Source organism: Curtobacterium sp. NPDC089689, assembly GCF_044749145.1.
GTDB lineage: Bacteria > Actinomycetota > Actinomycetes > Actinomycetales > Microbacteriaceae > Curtobacterium.
Genome location: NZ_JBIVHJ010000001.1, coordinates 126,912 through 145,732, shown reverse-complemented (window position 1 = coordinate 145,732; position 18,821 = coordinate 126,912). Strand labels below are relative to the sequence as shown.

The 18,821-nt window shown below is 70.7% G+C and carries 16 protein-coding genes and 2 tRNA genes; 8 read left to right on the top strand and 10 right to left on the bottom strand.

Going from position 1 to position 18,821, the window contains the following annotated elements; translation table 11 throughout:
• Window positions 1-4: 4 nt before the first annotated feature.
• Window positions 5-78 (bottom strand) — tRNA-Gly (locus tag ACIPYW_RS00675).
• A 54-nt stretch (window positions 79-132) separates the two neighbouring features.
• On the opposite strand from ACIPYW_RS00675, the gene ACIPYW_RS00670 reads away from it, so the two are divergent.
• From ACIPYW_RS00670 to ACIPYW_RS00650, 5 genes are all read left to right on the top strand, one after another.
• Window positions 133-408 carry a hypothetical protein gene (locus ACIPYW_RS00670; protein WP_400409888.1) on the top strand — a complete coding sequence of 92 codons (276 nt, stop codon included), beginning with the start codon at window positions 133-135 and terminating at the stop codon, window positions 406-408.
• A 138-nt stretch (window positions 409-546) separates the two neighbouring features.
• A tRNA-Pro gene (locus tag ACIPYW_RS00665) sits at window positions 547-623 on the top strand.
• A 36-nt stretch (window positions 624-659) separates the two neighbouring features.
• Entirely contained in the window at window positions 660-1,967 is a 1,308-nt protein-coding gene (gene tig, locus ACIPYW_RS00660) for a trigger factor (protein ID WP_400409885.1), read from the top strand.
• A gap of 157 nt (window positions 1,968-2,124) precedes the next feature.
• Window positions 2,125-2,751 carry an ATP-dependent Clp protease proteolytic subunit gene (locus tag ACIPYW_RS00655; RefSeq protein ID WP_290132377.1) on the top strand — a complete coding sequence of 209 codons (627 nt, stop codon included), beginning with the start codon at window positions 2,125-2,127 and terminating at the stop codon, window positions 2,749-2,751.
• A 26-nt stretch (window positions 2,752-2,777) separates the two neighbouring features.
• Entirely contained in the window at window positions 2,778-3,437 is a 660-nt protein-coding gene (locus ACIPYW_RS00650) for an ATP-dependent Clp protease proteolytic subunit (protein WP_290132376.1), read from the top strand.
• Window positions 3,438-3,530: 93 nt separating this feature from the next.
• Here ACIPYW_RS00650 and ACIPYW_RS00645 read toward each other — a convergent pair whose 3' ends face one another.
• Both ACIPYW_RS00645 and ACIPYW_RS00640 read right to left on the bottom strand, forming a co-directional pair.
• Complete coding sequence (locus tag ACIPYW_RS00645) at window positions 3,531-4,211, bottom strand: copper resistance protein CopC (RefSeq protein WP_400409883.1); 681 nt, start codon at window positions 4,209-4,211, stop codon at window positions 3,531-3,533.
• A complete protein-coding gene (locus tag ACIPYW_RS00640) occupies window positions 4,208-4,927 on the bottom strand; it encodes a YcnI family protein (RefSeq protein ID WP_400409881.1) in 720 nt (239 codons plus the stop codon). Before ACIPYW_RS00640 ends, ACIPYW_RS00645 begins: the two co-directional genes overlap by 4 nt.
• Before the next feature lie 218 nt (window positions 4,928-5,145).
• On the opposite strand from ACIPYW_RS00640, the gene clpX reads away from it, so the two are divergent.
• Complete coding sequence (gene clpX / locus ACIPYW_RS00635) at window positions 5,146-6,426, top strand: ATP-dependent Clp protease ATP-binding subunit ClpX (RefSeq protein ID WP_290132373.1); 1,281 nt, start codon at window positions 5,146-5,148, stop codon at window positions 6,424-6,426.
• A 160-nt stretch (window positions 6,427-6,586) separates the two neighbouring features.
• On the opposite strand, the gene ACIPYW_RS00630 is transcribed toward clpX, so the two are convergent.
• Window positions 6,587-8,614, bottom strand: a complete 2,028-nt coding sequence (locus ACIPYW_RS00630) for a M3 family metallopeptidase (RefSeq protein ID WP_400409878.1) — start codon at window positions 8,612-8,614, stop codon at window positions 6,587-6,589.
• A gap of 119 nt (window positions 8,615-8,733) precedes the next feature.
• Window positions 8,734-9,318: a TetR/AcrR family transcriptional regulator gene (locus tag ACIPYW_RS00625; protein ID WP_400409875.1), complete on the bottom strand. Its 585-nt coding sequence runs from the start codon at window positions 9,316-9,318 to the stop codon at window positions 8,734-8,736.
• A gap of 120 nt (window positions 9,319-9,438) precedes the next feature.
• Here ACIPYW_RS00625 and ACIPYW_RS00620 point away from each other — a divergent pair, with 120 nt between their 5' ends.
• Window positions 9,439-10,275, top strand: a complete 837-nt coding sequence (locus ACIPYW_RS00620) for an alpha/beta fold hydrolase (protein WP_400409873.1) — start codon at window positions 9,439-9,441, stop codon at window positions 10,273-10,275.
• A gap of 125 nt (window positions 10,276-10,400) precedes the next feature.
• Here the strand turns inward: ACIPYW_RS00620 and ACIPYW_RS00615 are convergent, their stop codons facing one another.
• On the bottom strand, window positions 10,401-10,652 hold the full coding sequence (locus tag ACIPYW_RS00615; RefSeq protein ID WP_058725517.1) for a hypothetical protein: 252 nt from the start codon (window positions 10,650-10,652) through the stop codon (window positions 10,401-10,403).
• Window positions 10,653-10,714: 62 nt separating this feature from the next.
• A complete protein-coding gene (valS, locus tag ACIPYW_RS00610) occupies window positions 10,715-13,306 on the bottom strand; it encodes a valine--tRNA ligase (RefSeq protein WP_400409870.1) in 2,592 nt (863 codons plus the stop codon).
• Between the two features lie 258 nt (window positions 13,307-13,564).
• Here valS and proP point away from each other — a divergent pair, with 258 nt between their 5' ends.
• A complete protein-coding gene (gene proP / locus ACIPYW_RS00605) occupies window positions 13,565-15,142 on the top strand; it encodes a glycine betaine/L-proline transporter ProP (protein ID WP_290132367.1) in 1,578 nt (525 codons plus the stop codon).
• 173 nt (window positions 15,143-15,315) lie between these two features.
• Here the strand turns inward: proP and ACIPYW_RS00600 are convergent, their stop codons facing one another.
• The 3 genes from ACIPYW_RS00600 to ACIPYW_RS00590 are packed head-to-tail and all read right to left on the bottom strand — an operon-like array spanning window position 15,316 to window position 18,790.
• Entirely contained in the window at window positions 15,316-16,893 is a 1,578-nt protein-coding gene (locus ACIPYW_RS00600) for an ATP-binding cassette domain-containing protein (RefSeq protein WP_400409868.1), read from the bottom strand.
• The gene (locus ACIPYW_RS00595; RefSeq protein ID WP_400409866.1) at window positions 16,890-17,777 is read right to left on the bottom strand and encodes an ABC transporter permease; all 888 of its coding nucleotides are present in this window, start codon (window positions 17,775-17,777) and stop codon (window positions 16,890-16,892) included. Before ACIPYW_RS00595 ends, ACIPYW_RS00600 begins: the two co-directional genes overlap by 4 nt.
• Window positions 17,774-18,790 (bottom strand): ABC transporter permease, encoded by a 1,017-nt coding sequence (locus ACIPYW_RS00590; protein WP_400409864.1) that lies wholly within the window; start codon window positions 18,788-18,790, stop codon window positions 17,774-17,776. Before ACIPYW_RS00590 ends, ACIPYW_RS00595 begins: the two co-directional genes overlap by 4 nt.
• Between the last annotated feature and the right edge of the window lie 31 nt (window positions 18,791-18,821).

The window sequence follows — 18,821 nt, the reverse complement described above, 5'->3', positions numbered from 1 at the left end:
GTAGTGGAGGGGATGACGGGAATCGAACCCGCGTAGCCAGTTTGGAAGACTGGGGCTCTACCATTGAGCTACATCCCCGCGGCCGCGCACGAGTCGCAGCCCCATCATCGTAGCGGACGAACAGCGACCGACATGCCACCCCTCGTGACGCTCCCGCCGAGCGACCGTGATGCCCGTCGGATCCGGTGGTCGCGGGTCGTCTCGTACACCCTGGTCGTCCTCGCCGCGGTCGTGTTCTCGCTTCGCCCGGCGCTGTTCGGCGATCCCCAGGGCCAACCCGTCCACGCGCTCCTGCACGTCTGGCGCATCGTCCTCGGCATCGTCCTGGTGCTCGCCGCGGCGGCCGTACAGGTGCTCGTCGGCATCCGCTGGCGACGCGGGCTCCGGCGCCGCGCCGAGGACGACTGATCCCTCCACGGGTGCTCGCCGACCATCCCGGATCCACGACGCTCCACAGCTGCCGGGAACCGGGCACCCACGGACCGCTAGACTCATCGGGGTCGTCCGCGCCGTCAGGCGTGTCCGGCCACCCCTGGCCCAGTCAAACGGGGCGTAGCTCAGCTTGGTAGAGCGCCCGCTTTGGGAGCGGGAGGTCGCAGGTTCAAATCCTGTCGCCCCGACCAGGTCCACAAGAACGTCAACCAACAGGAGTACATCCCTTGGCCACCAGCACCGTCGACAAGCTGAGCGACACCCGCGTCAAGCTCACCGTGAACGTGACGCCGGAAGACCTCAAGCCGAGCATCGACCACGCGTACAAGCACATCGCCGAGCAGATCAACATCCCGGGCTTCCGCAAGGGCAAGGTCCCGCCGGCGATCGTCGACCAGCGTGTCGGCCGTGGCGAGGTCCTGAACCACGCCGTCGGCGACGCGATCGACAACTTCTACCGCCAGGCGGTGGAGGAGCAGGAGCTGCGCATCCTCGGTCGCGCCGAGGCCGACGTCGCCGAGCTCCCGAACGTGAAGGACTTCACGGGCGACCTCGTCCTCACGTTCGAGGTCGACGTCCGTCCCGAGTTCGACCTCCCGGACTACTCGAACTACGAGCTCACGGTCGACGCCGTGGACGTCACCGACGAGGAGATCGAGGAGGAGCTGCAGAACCTGCGCACCCGCTTCGGCACGCTCGTCACGGTCGACCGTCCGGCGACGAAGGGCGACTTCGCGCAGATCGACCTCACCGCCACGATCGGCGACGACGAGGTCGACTCGGCCACCGGCGTCTCCTACGAGCTCGGCTCGGGCGACCTGCTCGAGGGCATCGACGAGGCGCTCGAGTCCCTCACCGCCGGTGAGTCGACGACCTTCGAGTCGACGCTCGTCGGTGGCGACCGCGAGGGCGAGACCGCCCAGATCGCCGTGACCGTCACCGCCGTCAAGGAGCGCGAGCTCCCCGAGGCCGACGACGAGTTCGCGCAGATCGCGAGCCAGTTCGACACGATCGACGAGCTCAAGGCGGACCTCAAGGAGCAGATCGCGAAGTCGAAGACCTTCGGTCAGGGCGCCGCCGCCCGCGACAAGCTCGTCGAGAAGCTCATCGAGGACGTCACCATCCCGATCTCGGAGAAGCTCATCGAGGACGAGGTGCACCGTCACCTCGAGCAGGAGAACCGCCTCGAGGACGACGAGCACCGCAAGGAGGTCTCCGAGTCCAGCGAGAAGGCCTTCCGCTCGCAGATCCTCCTCGACGCGATCGCCGAGAAGGAAGAGATCCAGGTCTCGCAGGAGGAGCTCACGCAGTACCTCATCCAGGCCGCTGCGCAGTACGGCATGGAGCCGGCCGAGTTCATCCGCGTCATCGACCAGAACGGGCAGATCCCGGGCATGGTCGGCGAGGTGGCCCGCTCGAAGGCCGTCGCGACCGTCCTCTCCAAGGTGACCGTCAAGGACTCCAACGGCGGCGACGTCGACCTCTCCGCCTTCACGGCTGGTGTCGCGCAGACCCCGGCGGAGGACGCTGAGTAAGCGTCCCCACCCTCCGAACGGGAGGCGCGGTGCCAGCTGGCACCGCGCCTCCCGTCCGTTTCCGGGGCGGTGGAACCGCCCAGAGCGAACAGACGCGAAGTGGTGCGTTGCACCCGATAAGTTCGACATCAAGCGACAACTGAACGGGAGCTTTTCCATGGCCGAAGCGACACTGAACCCCAGTGTTTTTGACCGCCTTCTGAGAGACCGGATCGTGTGGCTCGGCTCCGAGGTCCGCGACGACAACTCGAACGAGATCGCAGCGAAGCTGCTGATGCTCGCGGCCGAGGACCCTGAGAAGGACATCTACCTCTACATCAACTCGCCCGGTGGCTCGATCACCGCCGGCATGGCGATCTACGACACGATGCAGTTCGTGCCGAACGACATCGTCACGGTGGGCATCGGCCTCGCGGCCTCGATGGGGCAGTTCCTGCTCTCGTCGGGCACCCCGGGCAAGCGCTACATCACCCCGAACGCGCGCGTGCTGCTGCACCAGCCGTCGGGTGGCTTCGGCGGCACCGCTGCCGACATCCAGACGCAGGCGAAGGTCATCCTCGACATGAAGCAGCGGATGGCCGAGCTCACGGCGGAGCAAACCGGCAAGTCGATCGAGCAGATCCTCAAGGACAACGACCGGGACAACTGGTTCACGGCGCAGGAGGCTCTCGAGTACGGCTTCGTCGACCACCTCCGGGCGTCCTCGAACGAGGTCGTGGGCGGCGGTGGCACCGTCGGTGACGGTGAGACCCCCACCTCGGCGGCCGAGCCCGAGTCCAACTGACCACCACCGAAGAAAAGGAAACGAGAATGCACCTCCCCATGCTCGGTGGCGCGCAGAACGTCCCGGCTCCGTCCGACCGCTACATCCTCCCGAGCTTCGAGGAGCGCACGGCCTACGGCTACAAGCGGCAGGACCCGTACGCGAAGCTCTTCGAGGACCGGATCGTGTTCCTCGGTGTCCAGGTCGACGACGCGTCGGCCGACGACGTCATGGCGCAGTTGCTCGTGCTCGAGTCGATGGACCCGGACCGCGACATCGTCATGTACATCAACTCGCCCGGTGGCTCGTTCACCGCGATGACGGCGATCTACGACACGATGCAGTACATCCGTCCGCAGATCCAGACGGTCTGCCTCGGTCAGGCTGCTTCGGCGGCGTCGGTGCTCCTCGCTGCCGGGACCCCCGGCAAGCGACTGGCGCTCCCGAACGCCCGCGTGCTCATCCACCAGCCGGCGACCCAGCAGGGTGGCGGGCAGGCGTCCGACATCGAGATCCAGGCGGCGGAGATCCTCCGCATGCGCACCTGGCTCGAGGAGACGCTGTCGAAGCACTCGAACCGCACGCCGGAGCAGGTCAACAACGACATCGAGCGCGACAAGATCATGTCCGCGGAAGAGGCGTTGGAGTACGGCCTGATCGACCAGGTCCTGACCAGCCGCAAGAACCTGCCGGCGCTCGTCAAGTAGCGCTGCAGCACGAAGGCCCCGCACCGTCAGGTGCGGGGCCTTCGTGCGTTGCGGACCGGCCGGGAGGCACGGTGCGGGTCCGGCGCGTCGGCGTCAGTCCTCGTCGGGTTCGTCGGGCGACGGCGCTGCCGGGCGTCGGCGGAGGAGCAGCAGCACCGCGACGACCGCGCCGACCAGGACGACCCCGCCCGCGCCGATGAACAGCGCGTCCGTGGTCGCCGAGTCGCCCGAGCCGGACGCGGTGCCGTTCGTCGGGGCTTCGGAGGACCCGCCGGACGCCGTCGCACACGTGGGTGGCTCGGACGCGCCCGACGCGGGGGAGAACCCAGACGGTGCCTTCCACGTGAAGGTGTACTCGTCCGACACGGTGTGCCCGTCGGCGGAGACGATCTGCCACTCGACCGTGTACTTGCCCGAAGCGCCGAGCGCGGCCTTCGTGGTCATCGAGGGGCCGTCGACGTCGAGGCAGCCGTCCTCGTAGTACTTCCCGTCCGGTCCCACGATCCGGTACGCGAACCCGGCGTTCGAGCCGCCGATGTCGAGGAGCTTGTCGTTCGTCGTGATCTCGAACGCCTTCGGCAGGGACGTCAGCGTCCCGTCGACCTTCGGCGTCGAGGCGATCATGTAGTTGTGCGCGCTCGCGGGAGCCGCGAGCCCGAGGACCGCACCGCCCGCGATCGCGAGGGTCGTGGCGGACGCGGCCACGAGCCTCCCGGCAGCACGGAACCGGCCGCGCGGCGTGCGCGCGGCCGGTCCGTGGAGGCGAATGGTCACTTGCCGGTCCGTCGGCGGGTCGAGGCGACGGCGACGACCAGGGCGGCCGCGCCGAGCACGAGTCCGCCGAGGCCGAGGAAGCGCCCGACGAGGTCCGGCCCGCTGGCCGTGCTCGACGTTTCGGAGGCGGCGGTCGAGGTCTCCACCGGGTCACCGTCGGCCTCGGTGGCGACGGCCTTCGTCAGGACGATCGACGGGGCGGGGTGCTCGGGCTCCGCCTTGCCGTCCTGCTGCTGCTGGTCCCACTGGGTGGAGCCCTTCTCGCAGGTCTGCGTGACGGGGATCTCGACGCGGTCGCCGGCCTTGCCGTCGGGCAGGGAGAACGACAGCGAGAACGTGTCGCGCTCGTCGGCGGGGAGCGGGGTCTTCGCCGCGTAGGTGACACTGGTGACGCGCTGGCCGGCGTCCTCGGTGGACTCGTCGTCCGCGGAGGCCGAGGGGCTGGTGTACGGCTCGGTGGTCTTCGTGATGGTCCAGTTCGGGTTGACGGTCGGGGTCACCTCGATGATGCTCTCCGGGACGTGGAACGTCAGCTTCGTGGTGGGGGACCCGTCGCAGCCGTGGGGGACCGAGAACGTCGCGGTCGTGTAGGAGTCCGCCGCGGTGGAGGTGGCGGTGGCCTCGACGTGGGCGCTCGCGGCCGCGGCGGTGCCGAGGACGATCGCGGCGGTGACGCCGAGGGTTGCCGCACCGAGGACGGCGACGCGCTTGGGCATGGTGTTCCTTCCGGGACTTCTACAACTTGTAGAGAAGACTCGGACACGGTAGCAGGATCGAACGCCCTGGGCGAACGCGCATCGCGAAACCGGCCGTGCGTCGCGGTGGCTGTCGTCGGTTGCGGTTAGGCTCGGACACAGCCGGTGGATCAGCACCGGGAGGATCGTCAGGCGTCGGTTCCGACGGAGTCGTCGCACGGCCGAGGGAGGGCACGCACATGGCACGCATCGGAGAGAGCGCTGACCTGCTCAAGTGCTCCTTCTGCGGCAAGAGCCAGAAGCAGGTCCAGCAGCTCATCGCCGGCCCGGGCGTCTACATCTGCGACGAGTGCGTCGAGCTCTGCAACGAGATCATCGAGGAGCGCCTGGCCGAGGCCGGCGAGGACACCACGAGCGGCGACTTCGAGCTCCCCAAGCCCCGCGAGATCTTCGACTTCCTGCAGGAGTACGTGATCGGGCAGGACCCCGCGAAGCGTGCGCTGGCCGTCGCGGTCTACAACCACTACAAGCGCATCCGGGCGCAGGGGCAGATCACCGCCGCCGAGGACCGCGACGACATCGAGATCGCGAAGTCGAACATCCTGCTCATCGGCCCGACCGGCTGCGGCAAGACGTACCTCGCGCAGACGCTCGCGAAGCGGCTCAACGTGCCGTTCGCCGTCGCCGACGCCACGGCCCTGACCGAGGCCGGCTACGTCGGCGAGGACGTCGAGAACATCCTCCTCAAGCTCATCCAGGCCGCCGACTACGACGTCAAGCGCGCCGAGACCGGCATCATCTACATCGACGAGGTCGACAAGATCGCGCGCAAGGCCGAGAACCCGTCGATCACCCGCGACGTCTCGGGCGAGGGTGTCCAGCAGGCGCTGCTCAAGATCCTCGAGGGCACGACAGCCTCGGTCCCGCCGCAGGGCGGCCGGAAGCACCCGCACCAGGAGTTCATCCAGATCGACACGACGAACGTGCTGTTCATCGTGGCCGGGGCGTTCGCCGGGCTCGAGGACATCGTGTCCTCGCGGGTCGGCAAGCGTGGCATCGGGTTCGGTGCCCCGCTGCACAGCCCGCTCGACCAGCAGGACCTCTACGCGGACGTCCTGCCGGAAGACCTCCACAAGTTCGGCCTCATCCCCGAGTTCATCGGTCGTCTGCCCGTCGTGACCACGGTGTCGCAGCTCGACCAGGCCGCGCTCATGCAGATCCTCACGGAGCCGAAGAACGCGCTCGTGAAGCAGTACCAGCGGATGTTCGAGATCGACGGCGTCGAGCTGGAGTTCGAGCGGGGCGCGCTCGAGGCGATCGCCGACCTCGCCGTGCTGCGCCAGACGGGTGCCCGAGGCCTCCGCGCCATCCTCGAAGAGGTGCTCGGCCCGGTGATGTTCGACGTCCCCTCGGACGACGACGTCGCACGCGTGGTGATCACCCGCGAGTCCGTGCTCGAGAACGCGGCGCCGACGATCGTGCCGCGGCCGCGCGCGAAGCGCATCGAGAAGTCCGCGTAGCGGACGGCGCGCGTCGCGCTCCGGCGGCGCCGGCGGTGCCGCTTGCCGCCGCACAACCAAAGTCACCCCGAACCACGGCGATCCGTGGTTCGGGGTGACTTTGGTTGTGCAAGCGGGCGGCGCGGCGCGGCGCGGCGCGCCGCGCCGACGCGCCGCCGCCCTACTCGAGCCCGCGGCGCCGGAGCAGCGGCCCGACCTCGGCATCACGCCCGCGGAAGTCGCGGTACGCCTCGAGCGGGTCCGTCGATCCGCCGACGCCGAGCAACTTCTCCGCGAAGCGCGCGCCGGCCGCCCGCGAGAGCCCGCCGTTGTCGCGGAACCACTCCACGGTGTCGGCATCGAGCACCTCGGACCAGATGTACCCGTAGTAGCCCGCGTCGTACCCACCCGAGAAGGTGTGCGCGAAGTACGTCGACGAGTAGCGCGGCGGGACGGCCTCCACGGCGATGCCCGCGGACTCCAGAGCCGCCCGCTCGAAGGCCTCGACGTCGGTGACCGCAGCGGCCTCGGCAGCCGAGAGCCGGTGCCAGGCCTGGTCGAGGAGCGCGGCAGCGAGGTACTCCGTCGTCGAGAACCCCTCGTTGAACCCCTCGGACTCGCTGAGCCCCAGGACGAGCTCGGGCGGCAGCGGCTCACCGGTCTCGTGGTGCTTCGCGTAGTTCGCGAGGACCGACGGCCACGACACCCACATCTCGTTCACCTGCGAGGGGAACTCGACGAAGTCGCGCTCGACGTTCGTCCCGGAGAACCGCGGGTACGTGGTGCGCGCGATGAGCCCGTGCAGGGCGTGGCCGAACTCGTGGAAGAGCGTCTCGACCTCGTCCTGGATCAGGAGCGTGGGGGAGCCGGCCGCTGGCTTCGCCACGTTGAGGTTGTTCACCACGACCGGCAGCGTGCCGAGCAGGTGCGACTGCTCCACGACGGGGTTCATCCACGCACCGCCGCGCTTGCCGTCCCGCGTGTAGAGGTCGAGCAGGTAGAGCCCGACCTCCTCGTCGGACTCGTCGCGGACCTCGAACACGCGGACCTCGTCGTTGTAGCCGTGCAGGTCCGGACGCTCGGTGAACGTCAGGCCGTAGAGGGCGTTCGCGGCGTGGAAGACGCCGTCGTGCAGCACCCGGTCGGCTTCGAAGTACGGGCGGAGGGCCGAGCCGTCGGCGGCGAACTGCTGGCCGCGGAGGAGCTCCGTCGCGTACGCCCAGTCCCACGACTCGACGTCGAATCCGACCACCTGCGACCGCACCGAACGCTCGTCGTCCGCGTTGGCGGCGGCCGCCCCGACGAGCGAGGACAGCAGGCCGTCGACGGCCTCTGGAGTCCCCGCGGTCTCGTCGGCCGTGACGACCGCCGCGTGGTTCGGGAAGCCGAGCAGCTCCGCGCGCTCGGCACGGAGCCGGACGATCCGCAGCAGGACGTCCCGGTTGTCGTGCTCGTTGCCGCGACGTCCGCGGGAGAGCGACGCTTCCATGATCCGCTGGCGCAGCCCTCGGTCGGCGAGCGACCCGAGCCACGGGTGCCCGGTGTAGAGCGGCAGCGTGATGAGCCAGCCGTCGAGCCCGCGGTCCGCTGCGGCTCCGGCGGCCGCGGACTTCGCGCCGTCGTCGAGTCCGGCGAGTTCCTCCTCGGAGCTGACGTGCACGGCGAGGTCGTTCGTGTCCTCGAGCAGGTTCCGTTCGAAGGTGGTGGTGAGCGTCGAGAGCTCCTGGTTGATCGCGGTGAGGCGCTCCTTGCCGGCCTCGTCGAGTCCCGCGCCGGCGAGGGTCATCTCGGTGTGCGTGCGCTGCACGAGGCGACGGTCCTCGTCCGTGAGGTCGTCCCGCGCGTCGAGCCCACCACGGACCGCGTCGATGCGGGCGTAGAGGCGGCCGTCGAGCGTGATCGCGTCACGGTGGGCGGCGAGGAGCGGCGAGACCTCGGCCTCGAGGTCGTGCAGCTCGGGCGTCGAGTCCGCCGAGGACAGCGTGAAGAACACGTGGCTCACGCGGGCGAGCCGCTGCCCGGACCGCTCGAGGGCCACGAGGGTGTTCTCGAACGTCGGCTCGTCGGGGTTCGTGGCGATCGCCTCGACCTCGGTGCGCTGCTCGGCCATGCCGGCGTCGAAGGCCGGTCGGAAGTGCTCGAGCCGGACGTCGGTGAACGGCGGGAGGGAGTAGGGGAGGGTGCTCGGTTCGTCGAACGGGGTTGCCATGTCGCCACCCTACGGACTGCAGGCTGCGGTCGGGCGGGCGCTCGTGGCGTTGCGCCGGGTCGGACTGGAGGCGCGGGGCCGGCCCGAACCGCGCCTCCAGTCCGGTCCTCGGTCGCGTCTCAGGCGCGCGTGGCTGCGTCGATCAGGACCGCGGCGGCTCGGCGCGCGTGGCCGGCGGGCGACGCGTCGCCCGCGATCGCCGCGGTGGTCTGGGCGCCCTCGGCGAGCAGCGCGAGCTGCGCGGCGAGTTCCCCTGCCGCCTCGCGGTCGGGCACCACGTCGGCCGCGAGCTCGGCGACGGACCGCTGGAACGACTCCTTGTGCTCGCGAGCGATCCGCGCCACCGAAGGACACGTCGCACCGAGCTCGCCGAACGCGTTGATGAAGCCGCAGCCCCGGAAGGTGTCGTCGCCGAACCACTGCTCGAGGAAGTCGTACATCGCGAGCAGCCGGTCACGCGGGGAGGACGCCGCCGCCACGGCCTCGGCGATCCCGTGCTCCCAGTAGTCGTGCCGCCCGGCGAGGACGGCTGCGACGAGCTGGTCCTTGCCTGGGAACGCCGCGTAGAGCTTCTTCAGTGACACCCCGGCACGGCTGCGGATCTCGTCCATCCCGACCGACTGGATGCCGCGCGCGTAGAACAGCTCGTCGGCGACCGTGACGATGTGCGCCCTGGTGTCGGCCTCGACCGTGCTGGTGACCATGTCGTACCCCGTTCCCTGCGTGTTCACCGTTCCCGAGTTGCGCGGGGAACGATCGTTCTCTAGTGTAGACGACATCGCGGAGAACGACCGTTCTCCATCGTTCCAGGAAGAGGCAGGACCATGGGCAGCATCACCGTCGGGACCGAGAACAGCGTCGACATCGCGCTCCACTACGAGGACAAGGGCACCGGGCAGCCGATCGTGCTGATCCACGGCTTCCCGCTCGACGGCAACTCGTGGGAGGGGCAGGTCCCGCCGCTCCTCGACGCCGGGTACCGCGTCGTCACCTACGACCGTCGCGGCTTCGGGCAGTCCTCGCAGCCCTCGACCGGCTACGACTACGACACCTTCGCCGACGACCTCCACGCGGTCCTCGAGACCCTCGACCTGCGCGACGTCATCCTCGTCGGCTTCTCGATGGGCACCGGCGAGATCGCCCGCTACATCGCCCGCCACGGAGAGGACCGGATCGCCAAGGTCGCCTTCCTCGCCTCGCTCGAGCCCTACCTCGCGATCACCGATGACAACCCCGAAGGCGCCGGCCCGATGTCCTTCTTCGAGGGCATCGCCGCGGACGTGAAGAAGGACCGCTACGCCTACTTCACGAACTTCTACCAGGACTTCTTCAACCTGTCGGAGAACCTCGGGTCGCGGATCTCGGAGGAAGAGGTCCGGAACGCGTGGAACGTCGCTGCCGGCTCCGGTTCGATCGCGTCGGCCGCGGCACCGCTGACCTGGCCGACCGACTTCCGTCAGGACATCCCGAAGGTCACCGTCCCGGCGCTCATCGTGCACGGCACGTCGGACAACATCCTCCCGATCGACGCCACCGGCCGCCGCTTCACCAAGGCGCTGCCGCACGCCGAGTACGTCGAGATCGAGGGCGCACCGCACGGCCTGCTCACCACGCACACCGCCGAGGTGAACGAGGTCCTGCTCGGCTGGCTCACGAAGTAGGCCGCACGGCGTCGACGGTCGGCGCACAAGCAAAGTCACCCCGAACCACGGTTTCCCGCGGTTCGGGGTGACTTTGGTTGTGCGGACGCGGCGCGGGTGTGCGGACGCAGGGCCGGTCGCGCCGCTCAGTCCTCTTCCGGCGCGTCGTCCGGGTTCGTCACCTGTGCGTGACCGGCGGGGTCGAGGTGGATCGACGTGCCGTCGTCGAGCTCGACGATCGGCTTGCCCTCGAGGAACGTCAGGGTCCAGCCCCACGTCGCCGTGTCGACCGACTCCGCCGCGAGCTCGTCCTCGACGCCGCGTACGGCGACGACCATCGTCTCGGGCAGTCGCGCAGGTGGCTGCCCACCCACGCTCCAGCGCGTACCCAACTGCATCCGTGCCTCCCGTCCGGTGTGGTCGGCCGGCCGCGGACGCGACCCGGCCGACCCACGCGACCCTACGCTGGCTGGTCCGCCAGCTCGATCTCGGTGACGGCCAGCTCCGACCCGTCCGTGAACGACAGGTCGGCGATGCGGCCGACGGCCGCGAGGTCGACCGCCGCACGCTCGAGGAGCGCCCGCGTCTCGGCCGGGGCCGCGACGACCGCGCGCGTCACCGGCGTCTTCTGCGAGGCCTTCGCCGCCGTCTTCGCGCCGCGGATACCGATGAGCGCCTGTCCGACGGCCGCGAGCAGGCCGGTCGGCTCGGCCTGCGTGGGCAGCTCGGCGGTGGTCGGCCAGGAGGCGCGGTGCACGCTGGTCTCGTGGGTCCAGGCCCACACTTCCTCCGTCGCGAACGGGAGGAACGGTGCCAGCAGACGGAGCAGCGCGTCGATCGCTGCGCGCAGCGCCAGGACCGCGCTCGCCTGGGTCTCGTGCGTCGCGTCCGCGGCGGTGCCGTAGGCGCGCTCCTTCACGAGCTCGAGGTAGTCGTCGCAGAACGTCCAGAAGAAGCGCTCGGTGACCTCGAGGGCGCGGGCGTGGTCGAAGGCGTCGAACGCGGTCGTGGCCTGCTCGATCACGGTGCCGAGCTCGGCGAGCACGTCGACGTCGAGCGCCTCCGTCACGGCGTGGGCGCCCTCGGGGAGCGGGAAGCCGTAGACGAACTTCGCCGCGTTGAGCACCTTGATCGCGAGACGACGGCCGACCTTGATCTGCTTCGGGTTCTGCGGGTCGAACGCCGCGTCGGTGCCGAGCTTCGACGAGGCCGCCCAGTACCGGACCGCGTCCGCACCGTGCTGCTCGAGGATCGCCAGCGGCGTGACGACGTTGCCCTTCGACTTCGACATCTTCTTGCGGTCGGGGTCGACGATGAAGCCCGAGATGCTCGCGTGCTTCCAGGGCGCGACGTCGGCTTCGAGCTGGCTGCGCAGCACGGTCGTGAAGAGCCAGGTGCGGATGATGTCCTGCGCCTGCGGCCGGACGTCGTACGGGAACACGAGGTCGTAGAGCGCCGGGTCGGACTCCCACTTGCCCGCGAGCTGCGGGGTCAGCGACGACGTCGCCCAGGTGTCCATGACGTCGAGCTCGCCCTGGAAGCCACCCGCGACACCGCGCTGGGACTCCTCGTAGCCGGGGGCCGGCTCGGACGCGGGGTCGACCGGGAGCTGTGCCTCGGTCGGGACGATCGGCTGGTCGTACACCGGGTTGCCGTCGCCGTCGAGCGGGTACCAGACCGGCAGCGGCACGCCGAAGAAGCGCTGGCGCGAGATGAGCCAGTCGCCGGAGAGCCCGCCGACCCAGTTGTCGTAGCGGACGCGCATGAAGTCCGGGTGGAACGCGATCTCCTCGCCGCGGGCGCGGAGGGTCGACTTCAGCTGCTCGTCGCGGGCACCGTTGACGATGTACCACTGGCGGGTCGAGACGATCTCGAGCGGCTTGTCGCCCTTCTCGAAGAACTTCACCGGGTGGTTGATCGTCTTGACGTCACCGATCAGCTCACCGGACTCGGTGAGGGCGTCCACGACGACCTTCTTCGCGGAGAACACGGTCTTGCCGGCCATCTCGGCGTAGAGCTCCTTGCCGCGGGCGCTCTCGATCCAGGTCGGCTCGTCCGACCGCACGCGACCGTCGAAGCCGATGATCGCGCGGTTCGGCAGCTGCAGCTCGCGCCACCACACGACGTCGGTGGTGTCACCGAAGGTGCAGACCATCGCGATGCCCGCACCCTTGTCCTGCTGCGCGAGGTGGTGCGCGAGGACCGGGACCTCGACGTCGAACAGGGGCGAGCGCACGGTCGTGCCGAAGAGGTCCTGGAAGCGCTCGTCGTCCGGGTGGGCGACGAGGGCGACGCACGCGGCGAGCAGCTCCGGGCGGGTGGTCTGGATGACGACGTCGTCGCCGCCGTCGGTGCGGTGGAAGGCGATGCCGTGGTACGCGCCGGGCATCTCCTTGTCCTCGAGCTCGGCCTGGGCCACGGCCGTGCGGAACGTCACGTCCCAGAGCGTCGGCGCGTCGGCCTGGTAGGCCTCGCCGCGCTCCAGGTTGCGGAGGAAGGCGCGCTGCGCGCTGGCGCGGGAGGTGTCGTCGATGGTCCGGTACGACTGGGTCCAGTCGACCGACAGGCCGAGCGTGCGGAAGAGGTGCTCGAACTGCTGCTCGTCCTGCACGGTCAGGCGCTCGCACAGCTCGATGAAGTTGCGGCGGGAGATCGGCAGCTGGTCGGCGGCCTTGCTCGACTTGTTGTCGCCACCCTCGAACGGCGGGACGAACGCCGGGTCGTAGGGGAGCTGCGGGTCGCAGCGGACGCCGTAGTAGTTCTGGACGCGGCGCTCGGTCGGGAGGCCGTTGTCGTCCCAGCCCATCGGGTAGAAGACGTGCTTGCCGCGCATGCGCTCGTACCGGGCCTTGAGGTCGGTGTGCGTGTACGAGAACACGTGACCGATGTGCAGCGAGCCGGAGGCGGTCGGCGGCGGGGTGTCGATCGAGTAGACGGCGTCCTTCGTCGCGCTGTCGCGGTCGAAGCGGTAGGTGCCGTCCTGCTCCCAGACGGGGCCCCAGGCGTCCTCGAGACCGTCGACGGTCGGCTTGTCGGGGATGGGCTTCGTCATGGCAGCGCCTTTCGATCGGTATGTGCGGCACCGAGTCCGTGGTGAGGTGCCTGAGTGTCCGCACGCATCGCGCGGTATGCCTGATCGTAGCGGTTCGGACCGTCATCGCCGACGGCCGATACCACACCGACCTGACGGACACGCCGGGCGTTTGATAGTCTGTCGGAGTTTGTCCGGCGGACGCGGGGTTCGCGAGGACTGCAGTGACGCTTCCGCCGGGCGCCCGAAGGCAAGACACAGCACTACCGGAGGAACGACTTGGCACCGAACGAAGCACACGCGAACGGCGATCGGCCGCTGCGCACGAAGGGCGCCGTGAAGCGCGCCCGCCGCAAGCTGACGAAGGACGACGTCACCGTCGTCGAGGAGTCGCTGCTCAAGCGCGCCGTCGCGGCCGCCGCCCTGGGCAACGCCATGGAGTGGTTCGACTTCGGCATCTTCGCGTACCTCACCGTGACGATCTCGCAGGTCTTCCTGCCGAAGGGCGACCCGGCCGCGAACATCGTCGCGACGTTCGGCTTCTTCGCGGCGGCCTTCATCGTCCGCCCGATCGGCGGCGCGGTGTTCGGACCCATCGGCGACAAGATCGGCCGGCAGAAGGTCCTCGCGCTGACGATGATCCTGATGGCCGCCGGCACGCTCATGATCGGCCTGATCCCCTCGTACCAGTCGATCGGTTTCTGGGCCCCGGTCCTGCTGCTCGTCGCCCGCTTCGTGCAGGGCTTCTCGACCGGTGGTGAGTACGGCGGCGCCGCGACCTTCATCGCTGAGTACTCACCGGACAAGCGCCGTGGGTTCATGGGCTCGTGGCTCGAGTTCGGCACGCTCGCGGGCTACGTGCTCGGCGCCTCGATCGTCACCGGCCTGCAGTTCGGCCTCTCCGAGGAGGCCCTGCTCAGCTGGGGCTGGCGCATCCCGTTCATCGTCGCCGGACCGCTCGGACTCATCGGCCTGTACCTGCGGCTCAAGCTCGAGGAGACCCCGGCCTTCCAGAAGCAGCAGGAGCAGGCCGCCGAGCGCGAGTCGCAGAAGACGCCGTTCCTCAAGCTCTTCGCGGAGAACTGGCGCGGGCTCATCATCTGCATCGGCCTCGTCCTGGTCTTCAACGTGACCGACTACATGCTGCTGTCCTACATGCCGACGTACCTCGAGCAGAACCTCGGGCAGAACGCCACGTTCGGCCTCATCCTGATCGTCATCGTGATGATCCTCATGATGGTCGTCATCACGTTCGGCGGACGGCTGTCCGACAAGTTCGGGCGTCGTCCGGTCCTCGCGGCCGGCTGCATCGGCTTCATCCTGCTGTCGTGGCCGTCGCTCAAGCTCGTCCAGAGCGGCACCGGCATCGGCGTGTTCTTCGGCCTGCTCATCCTCGGCCTCGTGCTCGTGACCTTCACGTCCACGATGCCGTCGACGCTGCCCGCGCTCTTCCCGACGATCATCCGCTACGGCGCCCTCGCGATCGCGTTCAACGTGTCGGTCTCGCTGTTCGGCGGCACGACCCCGCTGGCGACCTCGGCGCTCATCAACGCGGCCAAGGACGCCGGGTACGGCTGGGCCGAGGACATCCCCGCGTTCTACCTCATGCTCGCGGCCGTGATCGGCCTCGTGGCGGTGTACTTCACGAAGGAGACCGCCGCGACGCCGCTCATGGGCTCCGGCCCCACCGTCGCGCACGAGGACGAGGTCGCCGCGGTCATCGAGGACTACAACGACCCGGAGTCCGACCTCGCGCAGTCCGAGTGGGCGAAGGACTTCTCGACGAGCGAGATCCCGATCATCAGCGGCGACGCCCCGACGTCGGGTGACGAGCACAAGGAGCCCGCCGGCTCCTGACGATCGGCCTGGAGGCGCGGTGCGGGTCCGTCCCGCACCGCGCATCCGTCACGTGGTCGCGCTGGTACGGGCTCCGCGCTGCCCCGAGTCTCGGCTGGGCGGACAGTTTCGCGAGCGTCCGACCGCGGAACTGTCCGCGGGGCCGAGTCTCGGATCCGGTGGTGGAGCGTGCGTCAGGCCGCGGGACCGGTGGCGAGGACCTCGGCGGCGTGCAGCAGCCGCGCCGTGACGGGGTGCGCCGGGCGAGCGAGGACCGTCGCCGCGGGACCGTGCTCGACGACGGCGCCCTCGTGCACCACGAGCACGTCGTCGGCCATCCGCCGGACCGCCCGCAGGTCGTGCGACACGAACACCATCGCCACGCCGGTCTCGTCGCGCAGCCGTTCGAGCAGCCCGAGCACGGCGTCCTGCACGGTCGCGTCGAGCGCCGTGACGGGTTCGTCGAGCACGAGGACCTCGGGCTCCGTGGCGAGCGACCGGGCGATCGCGAGCCGTTGCCGCTGGCCGCCGGAGAGGGTCAGCGGCGACCGGGAGCGCAGTGCCGGGTCGAGCCCGACCTGCCGGAGCGCGGCGTCGACCCGGCTGCCGAGGTCGCCACGGGCCCGTCGTTCCGCGCCGCGCGAGAACGCGTCCGCGAGCACCCGTTCGACGTCCCAGCGCTCGTCGAACGTGGCGCCGGGATCCTGCACCACCGCGGCGACCCGGTGCCGGCGCGCACGACGGTCGCGCTCGCGGAGTGGAGCCCACGGCGCACCGTCGAGCGTCACGGAGCCGGCGTCCGGGGTCTCGAGGCCGAGCAGGATGCGTGCCAGCGTCGTCTTGCCCGATCCCGAGGCGCCGATGACGCCGAGCACCCGTCCGCGGTCGAGGGCGAACGAGACGTCCCGGACGGCAGCGGTGTCGTCGAAGTGGCGGTCGAGGCGGTCAGCCACGACGACGGTGTCGGGGGTGTCGGCGGTCGCCCGGGTCGCAGGACCGCTCGCCCCGGCCCGCGCGGCGTGCACGAGGGCTGCCGTGGCGGGGTGCTCCGGAGCGGAGAACACCCGCGCGACCGGACCCTGCTCGACGATGCGCCCGCCCGACACCACGACCACGCGGTCGGCCCACCCGGAGACGAGCCCGAGGTCGTGGGTGATGACGAGCAGCCCGGCACCGCCTCGCTGCGCTCGGCGGAGCTGCTCCATCACCGTGACGGCCACCCCGGCGTCGAGCGCCGTCGTCGGCTCGTCGGCGACCACGAGCGCGGGCGAGCCGATGGTCGCGGCGGCGATGAGCGCCCGCTGCCGCATGCCGCCCGAGAGCGTCCCGGCGAGCCGTCCGTCCGTCGCGATCTCGGGATCGAGCCCCACGCCCTCGAGCGCGGCCCGCACGGCGTCGACCCGTTCGGCGGCGGTCATCGACGTGTGCAGTCGCACGGCGTCCCCGACCTCGCGACCGACCGGGCGGAGGGGGTCGAGGGCGCCGAGGGCCTCCTGACCGACGTACCCCACCGACGCACCGCGGAGCTTCCGCCAGCCGCGCTCCCGCAGGGTCCGGGCGTCGGTGCCGGCGACCTCGAGCCGTCCCGCGTCGACGACCGCCCGGTCGGCGGAGATCCCGAGGAGGGCCCGGGCGGTGACGGTCTTGCCCGAGCCGGAGGCCCCGACCAGCGCGACGCACTCGCCCGGGTCGATGCGCAGTGAGATGTCGGACACGATGCGGACGCCGTCGATCGTGACCGAGAGCCCGTCGACCGCCAGGACCGCGGTCACCGGGCGTCACCCCGCCGTCGGAGCGCACGGCCGAGCACGGTGACGGCGGTGGCGAGCACCACGATCGCGAGTCCGGGGAAGGTGCTCATCCACGGTGCGGTCTGCAGGTAGGTCCGGCCGTCCGCGAGCATCGCACCCCACTCGGGCGCCGGCGGCGGGGTACCGACGCCGAGGTAGCTGAGCGCCGACGCCCAGACCACCGCCTGTCCGACGCCGAGCGTGCCGACCGCGACGACGGGCCAGAGCGCGGCGGGCAGGACGTGGCGGACGACGATCCGCACGGGGGTGCGGCCGAGCAGGACCGCGGTCTCGACGACCTGCGACTCCCGGGCGGTCCGCACGAGGCCCCGGACGATCCGTGCGTAGCCCGGCGCGGTCGCGAACCCGACGGCGAGCACGGCCGGGACCGGGCCCGGCCCCGTGACGGCGATCACGACGAGGGCGACGAGCAGCAGCGGGAGGGCGAACGCGACCTCCGTCACACGGCCCACGACGGCGTCGAGCACCCGGCCGCCGAGCCCGGCGACCAGCCCGAGCAGCACCCCTGTGACGGCTCCGACGAGAGTGGCCGCGACGCTGACGACGAGCGACGCACGCGTGCCTGCGACGACCCGGGCGAGGACGTCCCGGCCGGACTCGTCGGTCCCGAACGGGTGCGCACCGGACGGTGCGAGCAGGGCCTCGTCGGGGTGGACCGCGAGCGGGTGCGCACCGCCGAGCACCCCGGGCGCGACGGCAGCGACGACGGCGAGGACCACGACCGCGGTCGCGACCCATCCGGCGGTGCCGAGTGTCCCCCCACGGCGTCGCTCGGCACCCCCAGACGGAGCGCGGGCCGGGGCCGTGTCGCCCGGCGACGCGGCGGGGTCGAGGATGCCGCTCACCGGACGACCGCCGTCCGGGTTCGACCACGTCTCGTCCTGACTACGCCGGGACGACGGGGCCGACGGTCCACCGCGCGCTCGGCGAGGTCGGCGACGGCGAGCACGACGACGTACGCGGCCGCCGACACGAGCGCGATCCCGGCGACGAGCGGCATGTCCCGCTGCGTCACGGCGGTGACCAGGGCGCGCCCGATGCCCGGCAGGGCGAAGACCGACTCGACGACGACGGCCCCGGACACCAGCGAACCGAACGCCCAGGCGGACAGCGCGAGGCCGGGCAGTGCGGCGTGGCGGAGCGAGTGCCGCAGGAACACCCCGAGCCGGTGCTCGCCGCGACCCCGGGCGGCGAGGGCGAAGGCGGAGCGCTGCGCGTCGACGATGCCGTCGCGGACCGTCTCGGCGAGGTACCCGGCGACCGGGACCGCGACCGTGACCACGGGGAGCACCCAGCCGCGGACCGTGCCGTCGCTCACCGCGGGGGCCCACCCGAGCGCGGTCGCGAACACGACGATGAGGACGCTGCCGAGCCAGAAGTGCGGGACGACGCTGGCGGTGACGGTGATCGCCCCGGTGATCCCGGCGGCGACCCGACCGCGCTGCGTCGACCACCAGGCGGCGACGAGCGCGAGCGCCCAGGCGACCACGAGCCCGGCGACCGCCAGGATCAGTGTGACGGGGAGCTCCTGGGCGAGGAGCGTCGCGACCGGGGTCCGGAACGCGTAGGAGTCGCCGAGCTGCCCGGTGGCGAGTCGGCCGAGGAACACCGAGTACTGCATGAGGAGCGGCTGGTCGAGTCCGTACTCGTGCCGGACCTGGTCGACCGCGGCGGCGGAGGCCTGTGACCCCGGGCCGCCGAGGATCGCCAGTGCCGGGTCACCGGGGATGAGCCGGATCGCGATGAACACGATCGTGGCGACGGCCCACAGCACGCCGATGCCGCCGGCCAGCCGACCGAGTCCCCACAGGGTCCACCGCGACCACGCGCCGGGCCGCCGGGGGCGCGTCGGGGTCATGCCGTGCCTCCAGTCCGGTCGTCGACGCGCG